The following is a 17,426-nucleotide window of genomic DNA, read 5'->3' as shown; positions in this document are numbered from 1 at the left end:
GAATGGACTTCGTCCTGCGGGTGGCGGGCCTGGAGAAGCGCTACGGCGCGGTGAACGCCGTGCAGGGCCTCACCTTCGCGGTCGCACCCGGCGAGGTGCTGGGGCTGGTGGGCCCCAACGGCGCGGGCAAGACGTCCACGCTTCGATGCCTCGCGGGCATTCTTCCTCCCACGTCGGGCCGGGTGGTGGTGGCGGGCTACGATTTGGCGAAGGACGCGGTGGACGCCAAGCGTGAACTGGCCTTCCTGCCGGACGAGCCGCGCTTCTTCGACTACCTCACGGTGTGGGAGCACCTGAACTTCACCGCGCGCCTCTACGGCGTGGAGGACTGGGAGGAGCGAGGCAAGGCGCTCTTGGAGGAGATGGAGCTGACGGGCAAGGAGAAGGCGCTGCCGGGTGAACTGTCGCGCGGCATGAAGCAGAAGCTGTCCATCGCCTGCGGCTTCCTGCACTCGCCCAAGCTCATCCTCCTGGACGAGCCCCTCACGGGGTTGGACCCGATTGGCATCCGCCGGATGAAGGCGTCGTTGCGGCGGCGCGCGGAGGAGGGCGCGGCGCTGGTGTTGTCCTCGCACCTGCTGCCGCTGGTGGAGGAGCTGTGCCACCGGCTGCTGGTGATTGCCGGAGGGCGGGCCATGGCGCTGGGCAGCCTGGAGGCGATTCGCGCGAGGCTGAGTGGACCGGAGGGCGAGAGCGCGTCGCTGGAGGACCTCTTCGTGCGCATCACCAGCGCGGCGGAGACGGAGAAGCCCCCGCCGTGAGCTTCTCGAGCGCCGTCGTGTTCCTGTGGCTGGCCTCCTCGCGCAACCGCCTGCGGCTCCAGCTCCAGCGATTGCGCAGGCCGCGCTACCTCGTCGGGGCCCTGGTGGGACTGGGCTATGTCTACTCCATCTTCCTGCGACGGCTGGAGTTCGGTGGGACGTTGAGCAACGTGCCTCCCGGGGTGCGGCTGTTCGCGGAGCTGTCACTGGTCGTCTCCGCGCTCGTCACCGTGTTCTCCGCGTGGGCGCTGGGGCCGGACCGTCCCTCGCTGACCTTCACGGAGTCGGAGGTGGTGCAGCTGTTCCCCGCGCCCGTCACCCGGCGCTCGCTGCTGCACTACAAGCTGGCTCGCGGATTGATGGGCGCTGGGGCCGGCGCGTTGTTCGCCTCGCTGTTCGTCGGCCGGTTGGTGAGCCCGGCTCCGGGCTTCTTCTTCCTGGGCGCGTTCCTGTCCCTGGGGACGCTGTATCTGCACTCCACGGCCGCGTCCTTCATGCGCACGCGCTGGGGGGAGTGGGGCACTCGGGGCCTGGTGGCGCGCTGGGTGGCGCTGGGGTGCGTGCTCGCGGCGGTGGGCCTGGCGGTGTACTCCTCGCTGGAGGCGCACCCGTTCCCCAGGACGGTGGGGACACCCGGGGTGCTGCGCAACTGGGTGCAGTCGCTGGTGGAGGCGCCAGGGTTGAGCGCGGTGCTGTGGCCCGCGCGGCTGCTGGTGGCGCCCGCGTTGGCGCGGGACGCGAGCGACTTCCTGAGCGCGCTCCCCCCGGTGCTGGTGCTCGCGCTGGCGCACTACGTCTGGGTGCGGCTGGCGGAGGTCCCCTTCGAGGAGTCCGCGGTGACGCAGGCCGAGACGCGCACGCGCGAGCGGGCCCAGCGGGCCTCGGGAGGGAGCGCCCGGGGCGGAGCGCTCGCCTCGCGCAAGGCCCCCTTCCGGCTGTCGGCGCGAGGGCGTCCGGAGGTGGCGCTCATCTGGAAGAACCTCATCACCCGGAGGCGGATGACGGGGGGCGTGGTGTCGGTGCTGGCCTCGCTGCTGCTGGGGTGCGCCATCGTCGCGATGATGGGCGAGTCGCGCTTCTTCACGGACACGCGCCGGGTGCTGGGGCCGCTGGGCGTGTCGCTCGCGGCGATGATGGCGGTGGTGGGGCCGAGCGTCTTCCGCATGGACCTGCGCATGGACCTGCCGAAGCTGGACCTGCTGCGCGCGTTGCCGCTGGCGGGCTGGCAGGTGGTGGGGGCGGAGCTGGCGGCATCGGCGCTGGTGGTGGGCGCGCTCCAGCTCGGGCTCCTGACGGTGGGTCTGCTGTGTGGCCCGGGCGCCGAGGACCCGTGGCTTGCGACGTGGTGGTGGCCGGGTGGGGTGGCGCTCGCGGTACTGCTGCCCACGGTGTCGTTGGCCGGGCTCTTCGTCCAGAACGCTGCGGTGGTGCTGTTTCCGGCGTGGGTGCCCGCGGACAGGACGGGGAGCGCGCGGGGCATCGAGGCGCTCGGGCAGCGCCTGCTGACGTTGGTGGGCTCGCTGGTGGTGTCGCTGGTGGGCTTGTTGCCGGCGGCGCTGGCGGGCGCGGTGGTGGGCTTCCCCTTGTGGTCCTCGCTGGAGGTGTGGGCGCTGCCTTTGGGGGCGGCGGCCGCGTCGGCCGTGCTGGCGGGGGAGGTGGGCCTGGGCGTGCTCACGCTGGGCCGCGCTTTCGAACACCTGGATGTCTCCGAGGACCGCCCGGAGTAGGCCCGGGCGTTTGTTCCTGGACGCGCGCTGACAGGGTGCTTGCGGCGTCCGGAAGCGGGGCGCAGGGTGGCGCGGACCGAAGGGACGGGAGCGCGACATGAAGCTGGGTTTCGTGGGACTGGGCAACATGGGGCTGCCCATGGCGAAGAGTCTGCTCTCCGCGGGGCACGAGGTGGCGGTGTGGAACCGCACTCCGGCGCGCGGCGAGCCCCTGGTGAAGCAGGGCGCCCGCGTGGTGGCGTCGCCGGCGGAGGCCGCCAGGGGCGCGGAGGTCGTCTTCAGCATGCTCGCGGACGACAGCGCGGCGGAAGCCGTGGCGCTGGGCCCACAGGGCATCGTCACGGGGCTTTCGAAGGGCGCCGTGCATGTCTCGTCGAGCACCATCTCCGTGGCGCTCTCCCAGCGCCTCACGGACGCGCACGCGAGCGCGGACCAGGGCTACGTGGCCGCGCCGGTGTTCGGCCGTCCCGAGGCCGCGGAGTCGAAGCAGCTCTGGGTGGTGGCAGCGGGCACGAAGGCGGACGTGGAGCGCTGCCGGCCGCTCCTGGAGGCGCTGGGGCGGGGGCTCACGGTGCTGGGGGAGCAGGCCTCCATGGCCAACGTGGTGAAGCTCTCCGGCAACTTCCTCATCGCGTCGATGCTGGAGTCGCTCGCGGAGGCGTTCGCCTTCACGCGCAAGTCAGGCATCGAGCCGAAGCAGTTCCTGGAGCTGTTCCAGGCCGTCTTCGCGCGCTCGCCCATCTTCGAGCGGTATGCGCAGGCCATCGCCGAGGAGAAGTACTCGCCGGCGGGCTTCGCCATGCGGCTGGGGCTCAAGGACGTGGGGCTGGTGCTGGAGGCGGCGCGCACGGCGGAGGTGCCCATGCCCCTGGCCAGTCTCGTGAGGGACCAGTACCTCGGTGGCGTGGCCCAGGGGCACGGAGACCTCGACTGGTCCGCGCTGGGGGCGCTCGTGGCGGAGCGCGCCGGGTTGCCGAAGGCCCGTTGATGCATCGGCGCTGACCACGACTCCAGGCGAGCGCAGTGCCGCGCGCCTGGAGCGGGAATGACGAGGGCCTCCAGGAATCAACCCTGGAGGCCCGGTGCGGCGGCCTACTGTCGCGCGTTGATTTCGGCGACGGGGATGGGGTAGCGCTCGTGCGGCCCGTAGCTGGCGTCCAGGTTGCGGGGCAGATCGTTCAGCCGGTTGTAGCGACGCATGTCGATCCACCGGTGCCCGCCCTCGAACAGGAGCGAGTAGCGCTTCTGCACCAGCAGCTCGTCCAGGGCGTTCGCGGCGGTGATGTCCGCGCGAGGCGAGAGCCGGCCGGAGCGGGTGCGGATGTAGTTGAGGTCATCCGCCGCCGGGCCAATCTGGCCCAGGCCGATGTTGGCCTCCGCGCGAAGGAGGATGAGCTCCTCGTTACGGATGATGGGCACCGGCGACTCCGCCGACGGGTACAGCGTGAAGCCCCGGTCCGCCGTCAGCCGGCCACCCGCGGCGCTCGCCGGCTCGTCCAGCTTGGCCGTCTTGCGAGTGACCCGGTCATCCAGCGCGTCGTTCGCCTGGCGCGGCGCATCGGTCTCGATGGAGGGGTGGGCGACGATGGTGAGGCTCAGGAGGTTGTTGTCCACGTCGCCCGAGGCCGCCCGGAACACGTGGTAGACGCCCACGTTGAGCGAAGCGAGCGCCGCCGCCTTCGCGCCGTCTTCAGCGGGCGCGGTGGCGTCGATGAACGACTGGCTCAGCGCCGTCAGCGCATCCTCGTTGCGGCCCATGTACACGGACACGCGCGCCTTGATGGCGCGGTTGAACTTCCGGAACTTCTCCGGCGTGTCGAAGCCCGCGAAGCCGGTGGTCAGCCGGAACGAGAACGAGCCACCCGCGTTGTCCAGGTGAGTGGCCGCCTCGTCGAGCAGCGTCGCGATGCGGGTGAACACCGCGTCCTTGCCGACGATGGGCGCCAGCTGGCCCAGCGGCAGGTCCACGTCGATGGGCGCGCCGTTGGTGTCGTGGGTGTTGATGACCACCAGGAAGTCGAGCGCCTGGATGGTCTTCGTGAAGCCCCGGATGCCCTCCTTCTGCTCGTCCGAGAAGGCCGCGACCTTGTCCAGCGCCGCCAGCACCGTGTTGGCGTTGCGGATGTTGGAGTACGGGGCCGCCCAGAAGTTGCCGCCGAAGGCGCCAGCGCCCGGGTCCAGCGTCGGCCCGAGAATCTCCTCCACAGTGCGAGGATCCGCGGGGTCGAAGACGTACGCCTCGCGGCCGATGGTACCCAACTGCGCGACGTAGCCGTTCTGAATCGCCACGCCCGCGCGGTGTCCGAGCAGCAGGCCCGTGGACGCGCTGTTGACGGCGGAGCTGGTGGGGTTGTTCTTGAACTCGTCCAGGCTGGGGTTGTTCAGGTCACCGATGTCCAGGCTGCCGCAGCCGCCCAGGCCCAGTACGGCGCAGAGCGCCAACACGGTCTTCTTCGTCTGGTAGATATTCATGGCCTTAGAACCCGACGTCGAGCGACGTCCAGAAGCTGCGGCTGGGGGGGAAGGGGGCGACGTCGATGTTGCGAGCGATGGCCTGGTTGCCGAAGTTGCTCACCTCGGGGTCCAGACCCGAGTAGCTGGTGAACATCAGCAAGTTGCGGCCGCTCAGGCTGAGTCGCGCGTTCTGCAGCTTCGGAATCGCGGACACCCAGCCCTTGGGCAGGTTGTAGCTGAGCGTCACTTCGCGCAGCTTCACGAAGGACGCATCCTCCACGTAGATGCCCGCGTTGTTGCGGCGGTCCTGCAGGCGCTGACGACCCGCCGTCTCGTAGTCCACGGACGTGCCGGCGCCGTCATACAGGAAGCGCGTCAGGTTGATGACGTCGCTGCCCTGCTGCCAGTGCCACAGGAAGGACAGGGTGAGGTCCGAGTAGCGCAGGGTGTTGGCCCAGCCGAGCGTGAAGGTCGGCTCGGTGTCGCCAATCTTCTTCACGATGGGGACGTTGTTCTCGTCGCGGCCGACGTTGCCGACAATCTGCGTGGCGGACGAGCCCTCCTCGATGAAGAACGCGCCCAGGGAGTTGCCGAAGCCACCCGCCTGGAACGGCCCCGCCGGCAGGCTCGTCACCTTGCTGCGGTTGAGGGCGAACGTCGCGGAGCTCGTCCACTCGAGCGCCCCGCGCACCGGCGTCACCTGGAGCATGGCCTCGATGCCGCGGTTGCGCAGCGAGCCGCCGTTGACGAACTGGGTGGTGAAGCCCGTGGAGCTGGGCAGGGCGCGCTGCAGCAGCATGTCGCTGATGGCGCGCTGGTACACCGACAGCTCCACCATGACGTCGCCGCCGAACATCAGCGCGTCGACACCGGCCTCGATTTCGCGCTGGCGCTCCGGACGGATGTTCGGGTCACCGGCGACGCCCGTGCCGACGAGGCCCGGGGTGCCCTGCACGTTGCCCAGCGCGCTCATGCCGCTGAACTTCATGCCGTACAGCGGCTGGTTGCCCGTCTCGCCGTAGGCCGCGCGGACCTTGAGCTCGTTGATGACCGGGACGGCCAGGGGGATGCGGTAGGCGGACGCCAGCTTCGGGTAGAAGAACAGCTTGTTCGGATTGCCGTTGGCGCTGCTCTGCTCACCACGGATGGCGCCGACCAGGGTGAGCCGGTCGTCCAACGTGACGATTTCCTCCTGGACGTAGTAGCCGCGGTCCCGGATGTGCGTCGAGGTGTCGCGCACGCCAATCACGGTGCCGTTGTCCACGCCGGGCTGACCGGCGTTGAGATTCTCGGAGACGACGTACGTGGAGTCGATGCGGCGCTCCTCGAACTGCACACCGCCGGACGTCGTGGCGGTGAGGAACTTCGAGGCGGGCTTGTACGAGTGCACCAGGTTGAGGCCACCGTTCAGGTTGCGCACCTGGCTGGTGCCGAACAGCGACGTGCCCGGGAAGGTGTCGTCCGCCGGCTCGAAGTTGAGCTCTGGCGGGAACAGCAGCCGGTTCTCCTGCTGGAAGCGGTCCACACCCGCGTTGGCGAGCACGCGCAGGTGGTTCTCGTCGTTCTTCCACAGGTGGATGGTGGCATCACCGGACCCGATGAAGCGCCACACGTCCTCGTCGTTCTTCACCAGCGCGGACGTCTGCAGCGGGTTGGCGCCGTTTCTCAGGAACGGGTTGACGGGGTACACGCCTTGCGCGTTCGGTTCCATGTCGAGGAACTCGGGCACGTTCGGCAGCACCATGTAGTTGGTGATGGTCTGGTTGTCGTTGTTGGTGAGGCCGCGCCGGCCCAACGTGTGGATGAGGTTGGTGGCGACGTTGATGTCCACCGCATCGCCCAGCGACTGACCCAGGTTCAGGCGGAACGACTGCTTGTCGTAGCCCGTGTTGGCGATGATGCCCTCGTCGCTGCGGAGCATCGCGGAGGCGAAGTACTTCGTACTGCCCGACGCGCCGCTCACGCTGGCGAGCGTCTCCGTGGACAGGTCCCTGCGGCCCGCGAGCTTGGCCTCGTGGTCGTACGTCTTGCCCGTGTAGTACTGGGCCGCGTTCGGGCCGAACTGCTCGACGGCCTCTTCGACGGTCTCGAAGCGGCGGCTGCCGAGCTTGTTGGCCAGCGTGTACATGCCCACGCGCTGGGTGATTTCGAACTTCGGCTCACCGGCGCGACCGCGCTTGGTGTTGATGATGATGACGCCGTTGGCGGCCTTGGAGCCGTAGATGGCGGCCGCGGACGCGCCCTTGAGGACCTCGATGCTCTCGATGTCGTTGGGGTTGATGTCCGCGATGCGGTTGACCTGGTTGTCCTGCGTGGGGTTCGGGTTGGAGCCGCCCACGGAGTCGGTCACCACGTAGACGCCGGAGGCGATGGCCACGTCGCTGACGAGCACGCCGTCGATGACGTAGAGCGGCGCCGTGGAGCCGTTGATGGTGGACACGCCGCGCAGGCGCATCTGGATGCCGCCGCCCGGGGCGCCGGAGTTCTGCTGGATGTTGGCGCCGGCCACCTTGCCCTGGAGGGCCTGGTCGATGGTCTGCGCGGGGGCGCGGTTCATCTCCTCGGCGCTGACGGAGGCGACCGAGTTGGCCAGGTGCTTACGGGCGAGCTCGGAGGCTCGACCCACGACGACCATCTCCTCGGAGAAGATGTTGTCGAGCGCCACCGTCACGTCGCTCTGCGCGGCGCCGACGCGCACTTCCCTCTCGCCGTAGTCCTGGCTGGAGAAGAGCAGCGTCACCGAGCCCGCCGGGACGTTGGGCAGCGAGAAGGTGCCGTCCAGCTCCGTCTCCACACCCTGCGTGGTGCCCTTGATGATGACGCGAACCAGGGGCAGGCCCTCGTTCGTCAGACGGTCCGCGACGCGCCCCTTCACGGTGCGACCCAGAGCGGGCGCGGCGGCCGGCGCGGGAGCCGTTGGAGCGGTGCTGGCCGGAGCCGTGGGCGCCGGTACCGCGGGGGCCTGAGCAGCGGGCGCCTGCGGTTCCGGAGCAGGCGGGCTCGCTTCCTGCGCCATTGTTTCCAACGAGAAGAGTGCGATCACGCACCCCGGAATCAACGCTCTCTTAAGCGTCATTCGGATCTTTCCTCGCAACGAACGGTAGGTACGGCCCCCCCAGCAGGTGCCGTGGGCGCGAATCGTCACCGTCTGAACTGAACCAGTCAATGGCGAGCCTTGTTTTTCAAGAATGTTGGCCAAATCCATCCAAACGGAAATATTCCGATCTCGTACCGAGTCGGCGGTGACGCGGGGCGCGATCCGCCTCACGACAGGGGGAGAGCACGTCCCTACCTGGCTGGAGACATCGTGGATCTCCCCGAGGCCAACCCGTCGGGATGGGTGGTGCCGGGCCCGCGGAAGAGCCCGCACGTCGGCCCGTGGCGGCTCGCGTTGGCGCGAGGGGTCGGGCCCCCAGCGCGCGCGGCGAGCGCGTCGCGTGCAGGCGCGGAGCGGGCGGACGGGGGCTTGGACGGGGACAGAAGTGGCCCCGGTCGCGGGTTTACTCAGGTCAGCCGGAGAAATCCGGCCTCGTCGGCCTGAGGGGAGGGCTCCGTCCCCGCCGAGTGTCGGCGAGCACGAGGGCCCGGCGAGACTTGTTGCCCCCAGGGCCGGCCCTCCCATAAGAGGCGCAGCGGATATGGCGATGAACGAGCGTTACGAGCCGCAGTCGATTGAAGGCAAGTGGCAGGCCCGCTGGGACGAGGCCGGCATCTTCCGGGCAGGCAAGCGCCCGGGCGCACCGAAGAAATACGTGCTCGAGATGCTGCCGTACCCCAGTGGCAAGATGCACATGGGCCATGTGCGCAACTACCTCATCGGGGATGTGTACGCGCGCTACTTCCTGATGCGCGGCTTCGACGTGCTTCATCCCATGGGCTGGGACGCCTTCGGTCTGCCGGCGGAGAACGCGGCCATCAAGGACGGCGTGCACCCGGCCATCCGCACCGCGGAGAACATCGTCTCGTTCAAGCACGAGATGAAGACCCTCGGCTACAGCTACGACTGGGAGCGAGAGGTCAACACCAGCCAGCCCGAGTACTACCGCTGGAACCAGTGGTTCTTCATCAAGATGCTGGAGCGCGGGCTCGTCTATCGCCGCTTCAGCAAGGTGAACTGGTGTACCGGCTGCCACACCGTCATCGCCAACGAGCAGGTGAAGGACGGCGTGTGCGAGCGCTGCTCGTCGCCCGTGGTGGACCGGGAGATGCCCGAGTGGGCGTTCCGAATCACCCGCTTCTCGCAGGACCTGTTGGACGCGCTGGACACGCTCAAGGAGTGGCCGGACCGCATCACCTCGATGCAGCGCAACTGGATTGGCCGCTCGGATGGCGCGGAGGCGGACTTCCGCATCCAGGGCCATGACGCCTCCTTGCGCGTCTTCACCACGCGCATCGACACCATTTACGGCTGCACCTACGTGGTGCTCGCGCCGGACCACAAGCTGGTGGCGCAGGTGACGACGCCCGAGCGCCGCGTGGACGTGGACGCCTTCGTCAAGCGCATGGCGGCCCAGTCCAAGACGGAGCGGACGGGAGAGGACACGGAGAAGGAGGGCATCTTCACGGGCGCCCATGCCGTCAATCCCTTCACGGGCCAGCAGGTGCCCATCTGGATCGCCAACTTCGTGTTGAGCGACTACGGCACGGGCGCGGTGATGAGCGTGCCCGCGCACGACGAGCGCGACTTCGCCTTCGCGCGCAAGTACGCGTTGCTGGTGAAGGTCGTCATCCAGCCGGCCACGGGCGACAAGCTCCCGGCGGGCGACGCGCTGGAGGCCGCCTTTACCGACTACGGCGTGCTGGTGGACTCGGGTGAATACACCGGGATGACGTCCGAGGCGGCGCGCACGGCGATGGCCGCGAAGCTGGAGAAGGACGGCCAGGGCCGCGCCACGGTGACGTACCGCCAGAAGGACTGGGGTTTCAGCCGCCAGCGCTACTGGGGCACGCCCATCCCCATCGTCTACTGCGAGAAGTGCGACCCGGAGCGCCACGGCATCCCCGTGCCCGTGGAGCAGCTCCCGGTGAAGCTGCCGGAAATCGACGTTCAGGAGGTGCTCACCGGCAAGGGCGAGCCCCCGCTGGCGAAGGTCGCCTCGTGGGTGAACACCACGTGCCCGAAGTGCGGTGGCCCCGCTCGGCGCGAGGCGGAGACGATGGACACCTTCGTCGACTCCTGCTGGTACTTCGCGCGCTACCTGTCGCCGCACTACGACGCCGCGCCGTTCGACCCGAAGCAGGCCCAGCGCTTCCTGCCCGTGGACATCTACGTGGGCGGGCCCGAGCACGCGGTCATGCACCTGCTCTACTTCCGGTTCTGGACCCGGGTGATGAAGCTGCTGGACTTGAGCCCGGTGGACGAGCCCGTCAAGCGTCTGATTACGCAGGGCATCGTCAACGGTCCGGATGGCCGGAAGATGTCCAAGCGCTGGGGCAATGTCGTCGCCCCGGCCTCCATCATCCAAGAGTACGGCGCGGACACCGCGCGCGCGTACGTCATGTTCGCTGGCCCGCCGGAGCGCGACTTCGACTGGTCCGACGATCAGGTGGAGGGCGTGTTCCGCTTCCTCAAGCGAGTCTGGGTGCTGGCCTCCACCCACCACGCCTCCGTGGCGGGTGCCACGCATGACGGCCCCTTCGAGGGCAAGGCGCTGGAGATCCGCCGCGCGGCGCACAAGTGCCTGAAGCGGGTGGGGGAGGCCATCGAGCGGCTGTCCTTCAACACGGCCATCGCCGGCATCATGGAGGGGCTCAACGCGCTGTCCGCGACGGGGACGCCGGAGACGCCCGCGGAGAAGGCTGCCATGGCGGAGGCGGTGCGCCTGCTCGCGGTGGTGCTCACGCCCTTCGCGCCGCACATCGCGGACGAAATCGCAGAAGCCTACGGGAGCAAGGAGTTCACCGTCGCGCAGCCGTGGCCCGACTTCGACCCGGCGCTGGTGGTGGACGACGTCATCCCCTACGCCGTGCAGGTGAACGGCAAGCTGCGCGCGGAGATTCGCGTGGCGGCGGACGCGGGAGAGGCGGCCGTGCGCGCGGCGGCCGAGGCGGATGAGCGGGTGCAGTCCGCCATCACCGGCAAGACGCTGCGCAAGTTCGTCTTCGTGCCCAAGCGGCTGGTGAACTTCGTCGTCGGCTGAGCGGGGACCCTGGGTGCCCGCCGAGGTCCTCGTCATGTGCACCGCGTGCGGCCAGCCCCAACCGGCGGGCGGTGCGCGGTGCATCTCCTGCGGCGCCCCGCTCCCGGAGGCGCCCGTGCCAACACCGCTCGGGCCCTTCCTTTCGGCGGACCTGGGGGGAGGGCGCTCCCTCGTCGGAGAGGGCGGGCGCCTCACCTACCGCGCGGCCGACGCCGTCCCCCCGCTCATCGTGGAACTCATCCAGCTCCGGGCGCTGACGCTGGAGTCGCGTCCCTTCTTCGAGGCCCTGGTGCTGTGCGGCTTCGCGGTGGTGGGGTTCGTGGCCGTGGGGCTCCCGCTGAAGCTCGTGATGTTCGGCCTGGCGGCGCTGGGTGGCCTGCTGGCGGCGGTGTGTCGGGTGCACGCGCTGGTGCTGGAGACGTCCACCGGAGGGCGGCTGCGCTGGCCCCTGGGGCTGGCGCGGCGGGGCTCTGAGCGGGACGAGCGACTGCTGGGTGCCTGGAGCACGCTGGCGGGCGCGGTGAAGGCCCGAGGCGTCGTGGTGAGGGATGCGGGCGGGGCCGTGCTCACCGCGCCCTCATCGGAGCCGCCCGAGGGCCCTCGCGCTTGACGGAGTGCTTCGGGCGGGTAGGGTGCCGGCCATGTCGCTTCCCTTCAGAAGTGCCTCACGGCGTCTCCACCTGGCCGTGTTGCTGACGGGTTGCTCGGCGTTGTTTTCAGGGTGTGGCTATCGCCTGACGCCGCGCGGCTCGGGCCTGCCCGCGGGCGTCAATACCGTGTGCGCGCCCATCTTCGGCAACGACACGGCGGAGCCCGCGCTCGAGACGCTCTTCACGCGCTACTTCCGTCAGGAGCTGACGCGGGTGGGGCGGCTGGGGAGCGGGGGGGCGTGCGACGCGCGCGTCGAGGGGACGGTGCTCGTGCTGTGGAGCTCGCCGACCATCCTCGAGGGGTTCTTCCGCGTCTCCGCCACGGTGCGGCTGCGGTTGGTGCGCGATGGTCAGCAGCCCCAGGAGACGGTCATCTCAGGGACCGAGGACTATCGGCCGGGGAGTGGAGACATTCTCGAGGCGGAGTCCAACCGTCAGGCGGCCATGGACCGGCTGGCGGAAGTGCTCATGCACGACGGGTTTGATCGGCTGGCCAGCACCTGGTGAGGAGGCGGATGCCTCCTCCCGGGGAGCCTGCTTCCGAAACTGCGCAGGGGACTCCGAGGAGTCCCCTTGGTGCATCAGGCCTGACGCGCGCTCTTGGTGGCGGCCTTGGCGAGGCGGGAGATACGGCGGGACGCGGTACGCTTGTGCAGGACGCCCTTGGTCGCGGCCTTGCTCAGCGCCTTGGAAGCCGCCTTGAGCGCATCCGTCTTCTTGGCGCCATCCTTGGTGCCAATGGCCTCCCGGGCGGACTTCACCGCGGTCTTCACGTCCGAACGGACGGTGACGTTGCGGGCGCGGCGCTTCTGGGACTGACGGTGACGCTTCTCTGCGGACTTGGTGTTGGCCAAGAGAAATCTCCAGCGAAAGGCAGGCTAAAAAGAGGGGCCGTCCTTACTGCGACGCCTCGCAGGCGTCAAGGCGGGCGTGCGCGTCCAGCCGGGTTTTCCGGACTCTGGACGCGGATCAGCGGGTACGCGGGGGGAATCATCCGGAGAAGGGGGTGTATTCCCACACCAACCCGGCCGGATCCCGGAAGGTCAGATTTCCGGCTGAGAAGATCAGGACTCCGTCCGGGAGGGCCTGCTCCACCTCCTGCCGCAGTCGCTCCACGGCGCGGGCGGAGGGGGCCTCCAGGGTGAAGCGGGTGCCCACGGCGGAGGAGGTGGAGGCGCGCTGGAAGATGAGTCGCAGCGAGCCGTCCTCGTAGCGAGCCTCGTCCGGCCCGGGGCGGCTGGTGATCCAGCCCAGCGTGGGGGCCAGCGAGTCCCAGAAGGCGCGCTGGGCGTCCAGGTCCGCCACGCCCAGGCGCAGCGTGGAGACCGGAGCGCGGGGCAGCGACATGGGAGGAGGGAGGGACTTCTCCTTCGCCTTGGCGGCCTGCCAGTGGCGCTCCATGTGCTCCAGGGTGGCGCCGCCAAAGGGGACACCCTCGGAGTTCAGGGCGGACTCGATGTGCTGGAAGCGGGAGGTGAATCGGAGGATGGCCATGCGCAGGGCATCCTCGGCGGGTGTCTTCACGAAGCGCGCGAGGTTGGCCAGGGAGAAGAGGACATCTCCCAGCTCGTGCGCGATGGCGTCGCGCTCTCCGGAGGCGATGGCCTCGTCCAGCTCCACCAGCTCCTCGGCCAGCTTGCCACGCACGCCGGCCAGGTCGGGCCAGTCGAAGCCGATGCGGCTGGCCTTCTCGGTCAGTCGCTCGGCGCGCAGGAGGGCGGGCGCGGCGGTGGGCACCCCGTCCAGGACGGAGCCCGCGTTGCCCGTCTTGCTCTTGCGCTCATCGGCCTTGAGCTTGGCCCAGTTGGCCAGGACCTGCTCGGAGCCGTCCACGCCGCGCAGGTCGCCGAAGACGTGGGGGTGTCGGCGGGTGAGCTTGTCGCTGATGGCCTTGCTGACGTCGGCCATGGTGAACTCGCCCAGTTCGGCGGCGAGCTGGGCGTGGAAGACAATCTGGAAGAGCAGGTCGCCCAGCTCCTCGCACAGGGGGGACCAGGGCCCGCCCGAGGCGACGCGGTCCATCTCGTCCAGGACCTCGAACGCTTCCTCGACGAGGTAGGGCCGGAGCGAGCCCAGGTCCTGCTCCCTGTCCCAGGGGCAGCCGTCCTTGGCGCGCAGCCTCTTCATGATGGCCACCAGACGTTCCAGCTCCGTCCCGGGGGTGCTCGCTTCGCTCACGGTCGCCTCCTGGCGGGGACAGTCCCGCGACGTGCGTCCCTCTAACACGCGGGCCGTGGGCCTCATCCGGAAAGGCGGGAGCGGTGGCGTTCCGTTTCGTGGTTCGGCCGGGCTCGCCTATCATCCGAGCCCTGGATGATCCGCCTCCCGCTTTCCTCCCTGATCCTCTGGGGCCTGCTGCTCCTGACTCCGGCGTTGGCATCCGCTCAACTCGAGGCGCCCACGCGGCTCCAGGAGGTGGACCCCGGTCCGCTCGAGCCCGACCTCCAGGACGAGTCCTACGACACGACCGAGCCGGCCGACGAGGGTGCCGTCGACGACGGTGAGTCCGAGTCCGACCCGGACGACGTCCCCCGGAAGTCCCCGAGGGGCGCGAAGGGGAAGGCCCCGGCCGTCCCGGTTCCCTCGAAGACCGCCGTGACGCCTGCTCCGGTCGAGCCGCCTCCCGTCGTCATCGCGCCCAGGCCGGTGCTCAGTCCCATTTTGGCGCCTCGCGTGTCGGACGACGAGGTGCTGGCGGTGTGGGACCGGTGGCGGCAGGCGCGTGCGACGAATGACTCCGCCACGGCGGAGAAGGCGCAGCAGGAGCTGGTGACGCTGAAGCGCGAGCTGCTCGCGGCGGACCTGGAGCCCATCAGCATCGGCTTCCTGCGCGAGTCGGAGGTGCGCAGGCGGGCGGGTGACATGGGGGGGGCGCTTCGGCTGGCGGAGCTGGCGGTGGAGCTGTCGCCCCGGTTGCCGCTCACGCGCTTCGGGCTGGCGGAACTCTACGCGCTGTCGTCCCCGGCGGAGCCGGGCCGCTACCTGGGGGAGCTGCGAGCGGCCTTCGTGTCGATGGCGTTGGACCCTCGCTATCGCGGACCGGCGCTCGCGGACCTCGGCTCGCTGATGCTGCTGGCGTGGTCGGCCACGGCGGTGGCGCTGGTGGGGCTGCTGTTCCTTCGGCGGGTGCGCTACGCGTTGCACGACTTCCACCACCTGCTGCCGCGCGCGGTGGCCCGGTGGCAGTCCGCGCTGCTGGGGGTGTTGCTCCTGGGCCTGCCTCTGACACTGGGAATGGGTCTGGTGCCCCGGTTGCTCGTGTTGCTGGCGGTGGTGGTGCCCTACCTCACCCGGCAGGAGCGGGTGGTGGCGGCGGTGCTGATGGCGGGACTGGGGCTGACGCCGCTGGCCGCGGGACAGCTCACCCGGGTGACGGCCTTCGCGGGCACGCCCGCCGAGGACGTATATCTGCTGGAGCGCGGCGGCCTGTCCGCCGAGGGCGCCATGGCTCGGGTGAAGGCCCGGCACGAAGCGCGCGCGGCCACCTTCCCGGAGCTGGCGGCGCTGGGGCAGTACGAGTCACGTCGAGGGCTGCTGGAGGATGCCCGGCTGCACTTCAAGGCGGCCTCGGCCGTGCGCAACGGGGATGCCCGGCTGTTGACCCGTTTTGGCAACGCGCTGGTGGGGCTGGGGGACGTGGATGGGGCGGCTCAGCTCTACGTGCAGGCGTCGCAGGCGGATCCGCAGATGGCGGCCCCGCACTACAACATCGCGCAGGTCTACCGCCGACAGGCCAAGACGCTGCCGGACGAGCAGGTGGGCAAGGCGATGGAGCGGGTGACCACCGCCACGGCCTCCGCGCAGGCGCTGGACGGCGCGCTGCTCCGGCGCGAGCCACCCCCGGAGGACCGGCTGCTGTTGAACCTGCTGATGCTGGCGCCGGCGCTGCCGGAGTCGGAGTGGTTGTCGCTCGCGGATGGAACAGAAGCGGGGCGGCGGGTGGAAGCGCAGTTGGAGCGCTGGCTGCTGCCGGGCGTGGAGCCAGGGCCGGTGGCCTGGGCGCTGCCGGCCGTGGCGGCGGTGCTGCTGGTCTTCTGGGGCCTCCTGGCACAGAGGCTGAGGGCCGCGAAGGTGTGCGAGCGCTGTGGCCGCCCGGTCTGCGTGCGGTGTGATCCGGAGCTGGGCATCGGCAGCGCTCAGTGCGGTCAGTGCGTGAACGTCTTCTCCCGCCGGGGGTTGGTGCCGCAGCAACTGCGGCAGCGCAAGGCGGATCAGGTGCAGCGTCATCAGGCGTGGGCGGGCCGGGTGACGTATGCGGTGGGCGCGGTGCTGTCGGGCGCCGGGCATGTGTTCTCTGGAGGCGCGGTGCGCGGCGCGCTGTATGCCTTCCTCTTCCTCTTCGCGCTGGCCGCGACGCTGCTGCACCACGGACTGGTGCGAGCGCCCCATGGGGACGCGCCGCTGTATCTCAAGCTGGTGCCGGCGGTGTTGCTGCTGGTGAGCGTCCACCTGCTGTCGCTGCGCGGCCTGCACCGGCTGCGGCAAGGGGAGTGAGACCATGTCCCTGAAGGGAACGCTCAAGGACTTCGGCATCGGCGACATCCTGCAGCTCATCGGGCAGCAGCAGAAGACGGGCTCGCTCCAACTGGACAACAAGGACCAGGAAGTCCGCATCGGCTTTCGCGACGGCCACATCATCAAGGTCGAAAGCGTCACCCGGAAGCGCAAGGACCTCATCGGCGCGATGTTGGTGCGCGCCGAACTCATCACCGAGACGCAGCTGGAGGCCGCGCTGGAGACGCAGCGGCGCACCCTCAAGCGACTGGGCGATGTGCTCGTCTCCAGTCAGGCCCTCACCGCGGACCGCTTCCAGTCGATGATGCAGTTGCAGGCCACGGAGACGCTCTACCGCCTCTTCACGTGGAAGGCCGGCACTTACGAGTTCATCCAGGAGCCGGTGGAGCCTGACGCCGAGGCCATCCGCCCCCTGCGCGCCGAGACGGTGCTCATGGAGGGCTTCCGGATGGTGGACGAGTGGCCCGTCATCCGGAAGTCCATCCACCGCGACGACCTCTCCTTCGAGCGCATCAAGGCGCTGCCCCCTCCGCGCGAAGGCGAGGAGGGTGGGGAGCTGGGCGTCATCGCCACCACCGAGCGGCGCGTGTATGACGAAATCGCGCTGGGCCGCGACCTGCGAAAGCTGGTGGACGTCTGCTGCCTGGGCGAGTTCGAGACCTGCAAGGCCCTGCACAACCTCGTGCGAGGCGAGTACGTGCGTGTCATCCACCCCGAGGGGGCTCGGGCTCCCGCGCCAGGGGACGAGCGCCTGCTCTCCCGCCTGGGGGGCGCGGTGGGACGCGTCATCGCCACCATGGGCGTGCTGGCGGTGCTGGCGGTGGTGGTGTCGAGGGTGGCGCTGGCGGATCCGGAGCGCACTCGCGCGGCCACCGCGTTCGCCGACGCCGCGGCGCAGCGTCATGTTTCCGATGCCCAACGCGTCCGAATCGAGGCCGCGCTGGAAGTGTTCCGTCTGGAACGCGGTGAGCTGCCAGAGCGATTGGATGCTTTGGTGCAAGCTGGTTTGTTGAGTTCGGAGGAACTCAGATACCCCTGGCGGGAGGAGTACTACTACCGGCGGCTGGCCGCTCGGCGGTTCGTCCTCCTGCCACCCTTGCGCTAGCCTTCACCCAAAGTCGTCTTTCGGAGCCTGGGGGGCGGCGTTACGTTGAAGACAGCGGTACCGACCGAGGAACG

The 17,426-nt window shown here is 69.6% G+C and carries 12 protein-coding genes; 8 read left to right on the top strand and 4 right to left on the bottom strand.

Annotation, left to right across the window (positions count from 1 at the left end):
• The first annotated feature begins 2 nt into the window (after nucleotides 1-2).
• From HUA74_RS40545 to HUA74_RS40535, 3 genes are all read left to right on the top strand, one after another.
• Entirely contained in the window at nucleotides 3-761 is a 759-nt protein-coding gene (locus HUA74_RS40545) for an ABC transporter ATP-binding protein (protein WP_141644342.1), read from the top strand.
• On the top strand, nucleotides 758-2,488 hold the full coding sequence (locus HUA74_RS40540; RefSeq protein WP_174458874.1) for a putative ABC exporter domain-containing protein: 1,731 nt from the start codon (nucleotides 758-760) through the stop codon (nucleotides 2,486-2,488). The genes HUA74_RS40545 and HUA74_RS40540 overlap by 4 nt, the downstream gene beginning before the upstream one ends.
• A 97-nt stretch (nucleotides 2,489-2,585) precedes the next feature.
• Complete coding sequence (locus tag HUA74_RS40535) at nucleotides 2,586-3,476, top strand: NAD(P)-dependent oxidoreductase (protein WP_174458873.1); 891 nt, start codon at nucleotides 2,586-2,588, stop codon at nucleotides 3,474-3,476.
• A gap of 104 nt (nucleotides 3,477-3,580) precedes the next feature.
• On the opposite strand, the gene HUA74_RS40530 is transcribed toward HUA74_RS40535, so the two are convergent.
• Nucleotides 3,581-4,960 carry a RagB/SusD family nutrient uptake outer membrane protein gene (locus HUA74_RS40530; protein WP_174458872.1) on the bottom strand — a complete coding sequence of 460 codons (1,380 nt, stop codon included), beginning with the start codon at nucleotides 4,958-4,960 and terminating at the stop codon, nucleotides 3,581-3,583.
• Between the two features lie 4 nt (nucleotides 4,961-4,964).
• On the bottom strand, nucleotides 4,965-7,817 hold the full coding sequence (locus tag HUA74_RS40525; protein WP_371817387.1) for a SusC/RagA family TonB-linked outer membrane protein: 2,853 nt from the start codon (nucleotides 7,815-7,817) through the stop codon (nucleotides 4,965-4,967).
• 763 nt (nucleotides 7,818-8,580) lie between these two features.
• Here HUA74_RS40525 and leuS point away from each other — a divergent pair.
• The 3 genes from leuS to HUA74_RS40510 all read left to right on the top strand — a co-directional run bounded on the left by leuS (nucleotide 8,581) and on the right by HUA74_RS40510 (nucleotide 12,239).
• Nucleotides 8,581-11,082: a leucine--tRNA ligase gene (leuS, locus tag HUA74_RS40520; RefSeq protein WP_174458870.1), complete on the top strand. Its 2,502-nt coding sequence runs from the start codon at nucleotides 8,581-8,583 to the stop codon at nucleotides 11,080-11,082.
• Nucleotides 11,083-11,197: 115 nt separating this feature from the next.
• A complete protein-coding gene (locus HUA74_RS40515) occupies nucleotides 11,198-11,692 on the top strand; it encodes a hypothetical protein (RefSeq protein ID WP_371817386.1) in 495 nt (164 codons plus the stop codon).
• Nucleotides 11,693-11,723: 31 nt separating this feature from the next.
• A complete protein-coding gene (locus HUA74_RS40510) occupies nucleotides 11,724-12,239 on the top strand; it encodes an LptE family protein (RefSeq protein WP_174458869.1) in 516 nt (171 codons plus the stop codon).
• A gap of 74 nt (nucleotides 12,240-12,313) precedes the next feature.
• Here the strand turns inward: HUA74_RS40510 and rpsT are convergent, their stop codons facing one another.
• Both rpsT and mazG read right to left on the bottom strand, forming a co-directional pair.
• Nucleotides 12,314-12,586: a 30S ribosomal protein S20 gene (gene rpsT, locus HUA74_RS40505; protein ID WP_141647340.1), complete on the bottom strand. Its 273-nt coding sequence runs from the start codon at nucleotides 12,584-12,586 to the stop codon at nucleotides 12,314-12,316.
• 136 nt (nucleotides 12,587-12,722) lie between these two features.
• Entirely contained in the window at nucleotides 12,723-13,859 is a 1,137-nt protein-coding gene (gene mazG, locus HUA74_RS40500) for a nucleoside triphosphate pyrophosphohydrolase (RefSeq protein ID WP_254624218.1), read from the bottom strand.
• A 186-nt stretch (nucleotides 13,860-14,045) separates the two neighbouring features.
• Between mazG and HUA74_RS40495 the strand changes: the two genes are divergently transcribed.
• On the top strand, nucleotides 14,046-16,226 hold the full coding sequence (locus HUA74_RS40495) for a tetratricopeptide repeat protein (RefSeq protein WP_174458867.1): 2,181 nt from the start codon (nucleotides 14,046-14,048) through the stop codon (nucleotides 16,224-16,226).
• A gap of 4 nt (nucleotides 16,227-16,230) precedes the next feature.
• A complete protein-coding gene (locus HUA74_RS40490; RefSeq protein WP_174458866.1) occupies nucleotides 16,231-17,352 on the top strand; it encodes a DUF4388 domain-containing protein in 1,122 nt (373 codons plus the stop codon).
• Nucleotides 17,353-17,426 lie beyond the last annotated feature (74 nt).

The sequence above is a fragment of the Myxococcus sp. CA051A genome (assembly GCF_013336705.1).
GTDB classification, from domain to species: Bacteria; Myxococcota; Myxococcia; order Myxococcales; family Myxococcaceae; genus Myxococcus; species Myxococcus llanfairpwllgwyngyllgogerychwyrndrobwllllantysiliogogogochensis.
The sequence above is the reverse complement of the archived record's forward strand: the minus strand, read 5'-3'. Positions and strand labels throughout refer to the sequence as shown.